Genomic DNA, 2,500 nt, shown 5'->3' with positions numbered 1-2,500 from the left:
TGGTTCTCCGCGAAAACTATTTAGGTAGTGCGTCGACCGAATACCCTCGGGGGTAGAGCACTGGATGGGCTATGGGGACTCACCGTCTTACTGATCCTAACCAAACTCCGAATACCGAGGAGTACTAGTCGGCAGACACACGGCGGGTGCTAACGTCCGTCGTGAAGAGGGCAACAACCCTGACCTCCAGCTAAGGTCCCCAAGTCATGGCTAAGTGGGAAAGGATGTGAGGATCCCAAAACAACCAGGATGTTGGCTTAGAAGCAGCCATCATTTAAAGAAAGCGTAACAGCTCACTGGTCTAAATAAGGGTCTTTGCGCCGAAAATGTAACGGGGCTAAAGCCATGCACCGAAGCTGAGGATACGTCGCAAGACGTGTGGTAGCGGAGCGTTCCGTAAGCCTGTGAAGGGGTACCCGTGAGGGGCCCTGGAGGTATCGGAAGTGCGAATGTTGACATGAGTAACGATAAAGGGGGTGAGAGACCCCCTCGCCGAAAGACCAAGGGTTCCTGCTTAAAGTTAATCTGAGCAGGGTTAGCCGGCCCCTAAGGCGAGGCAGAAATGCGTAGTCGATGGGAACCACGTTAATATTCGTGGGCCTGGTGGTAGTGACGGATCGCACAAATCGTACATTCTTATTGGATTGAATGTGCGGTGGAGCGGTTCCAGGAAATAGCTCCACCCTATAGACCGTACCCGAAACCGACACAGGTGGTCAGGTAGAGTATACCAAGGCGCTTGAGAGAACTATGCTGAAGGAACTCGGCAAATTGCACGCGTAACTTCGGAAGAAGCGTGACCCCATTTTACGCAAGTGAGATGGGGTGGCACAGACCAGGGGGTAGCGACTGTTTATCAAAAACACAGGGCTCTGCGAAGTCGCAAGACGACGTATAGGGTCTGACGCCTGCCCGGTGCTGGAAGGTTAAAGGGAGAGGTGCAAGCTTTGAACTGAAGCCCCAGTAAACGGCGGCCGTAACTATAACGGTCCTAAGGTAGCGAAATTCCTTGTCGGGTAAGTTCCGACCTGCACGAATGGCGTAACGACTTCCCCGCTGTCTCCAGCATAGACTCAGTGAAATTGAATTCCCCGTGAAGATGCGGGGTTCCTGCGGTCAGACGGAAAGACCCCGTGCACCTTTACTATAGCTTTACACTGGCATTCGTGTCGGCATGTGTAGGATAGGTGGTAGGCTTTGAAGCTTGGACGCCAGTTTGAGTGGAGCCATCCTTGAAATACCACCCTTATCGTCATGGATGTCTAACCGCGGTCCGTTATCCGGATCCGGGACAGTGTATGGTGGGTAGTTTGACTGGGGCGGTCGCCTCCGAAAGAGTAACGGAGGCGCGCGATGGTGGGCTCAGACCGGTCGGAAATCGGTCGTCGAGTGCAATGGCATAAGCCCGCCTGACTGCGAGACTGACAAGTCGAGCAGAGACGAAAGTCGGTCATAGTGATCCGGTGGTCCCGCGTGGAAGGGCCATCGCTCAACGGATAAAAGGTACGCCGGGGATAACAGGCTGATGACCCCCAAGAGTCCATATCGACGGGGTTGTTTGGCACCTCGATGTCGGCTCATCGCATCCTGGGGCTGGAGCAGGTCCCAAGGGTTTGGCTGTTCGCCAATTAAAGCGGTACGTGAGCTGGGTTCAGAACGTCGTGAGACAGTTCGGTCCCTATCTGCCGTGGGTGTAGGAATATTGACAGGATCTGTCCCTAGTACGAGAGGACCGGGATGGACATATCTCTGGTGGACCTGTTGTCGTGCCAACGGCATAGCAGGGTAGCTATATATGGAATGGATAACCGCTGAAGGCATCTAAGCGGGAAACCAACCTGAAAACGAGTATTCCCTATCAGAGCCGTGGAAGACTACCACGTTGATAGGCCGGGTGTGGAAGTGCAGCAATGCATGAAGCTTACCGGTACTAATAGCTCGATTGGCTTGATCGTTCTCATTGACCATGCTCATCGGCCGCCTCAGCGGCGGCGATGAAGCCAAAAACGTGTTCATATCTCAAAACGAAGTCGAAACGACTTCTACCAGCTTCTCTTTTATTGCCCTTAGCTGACCTGGTGGTTATTGCGGGGTGGCTGCACCCGTTCCCATTCCGAACACGGCCGTGAAACGCCCCTGCGCCAATGGTACTCCGTCTCAAGACGCGGGAGAGTAGGTCGCTGCCAGGTCTGCTAAAGGCAAACATAAATCTTCTCTAAACATTCTACGGCCCTTGAGCCGATCAGGGGTCGCCAAAAGCGACCCTTATTCGTTTGTAGAATACGCAAAACACAGGGTTGGATCAGAGGCTTCGGCTTCGTGCCAACCTTACAGGAGACAAAACCTTCGGTTTTGCTCCGGCACAGTCCGTCATCGCATAGCGATGACGTAATCGCGACATTCGGCAAAGCCGAATGCGCTTGGCGCGGGGTGGAGCAGCCCGGTAGCTCGTCAGGCTCATAACCTGAAGGCCGCAGGTTCAAATCCTGCCCCCGCAACC

General features: G+C 54.1%; 1 tRNA gene and 2 rRNA genes (1 of these 3 cut by a window edge). All 3 read left to right on the top strand.

Features of this window, described 5'->3' with window-relative positions:
- A 23S ribosomal RNA gene (locus IM739_RS00015) occupies positions 1-1,955 on the top strand (it extends 844 nt beyond the left edge of the window).
- 119 nt (positions 1,956-2,074) lie between these two features.
- Positions 2,075-2,189, top strand: a 5S ribosomal RNA gene (gene rrf, locus IM739_RS00010).
- 235 nt (positions 2,190-2,424) lie between these two features.
- Positions 2,425-2,498 (top strand) — tRNA-Met (locus IM739_RS00005).
- Positions 2,499-2,500 lie beyond the last annotated feature (2 nt).

This window comes from Rhizobium sp. SL42 (genome assembly GCF_021729845.1).
Classification (GTDB): domain Bacteria; phylum Pseudomonadota; class Alphaproteobacteria; order Rhizobiales; family Rhizobiaceae; genus Allorhizobium.
This window is presented reverse-complemented; position numbering and strand designations above follow the sequence as displayed.